The 288-nt window shown below is 42.7% G+C and carries 1 protein-coding gene; it reads left to right on the top strand.

The features are described from left to right. Positions 1-208 (top strand): hypothetical protein (locus QWI17_RS08785; RefSeq protein WP_302722147.1); only part of this gene is annotated, 208 nt, incomplete at its 5' end. Between the last annotated feature and the right edge of the window lie 80 nt (positions 209-288).

Raw genomic sequence — 288 nt, 5'->3', positions numbered from 1 at the left:
AACCCCCCTCTATGATGAAGAAGGTGATTGGGAAGGTATTCGCAATTTTCGACGCTTGAGGTTCGAAGTAGCCGCAAATAATGGCAATACATCACTATACATCACTTTAGCTACTTTAGCTACTTTAGCTACTTTAGCTACTTTAGCTACTTTAGCTACTTTAGCTACTTTAGCTACTTTAGCTAAAGGGGTCAGGCCTTACACTTGACACGCTGGTGAAGTGTGCTAGGTTGGAAGGGGTGTTCTGATTAATTTGGTGACTTTATGGCTCGCCCTCTACGTATTGAG

The sequence above is a fragment of the Gilvimarinus gilvus genome (assembly GCF_030518155.1).
In the GTDB taxonomy this organism is placed as follows: Bacteria; Pseudomonadota; Gammaproteobacteria; order Pseudomonadales; family Cellvibrionaceae; genus Gilvimarinus; species Gilvimarinus gilvus.
Note: the sequence above shows the minus strand (reverse complement) of the source record. Positions and strands in the feature narration are given on the sequence as shown.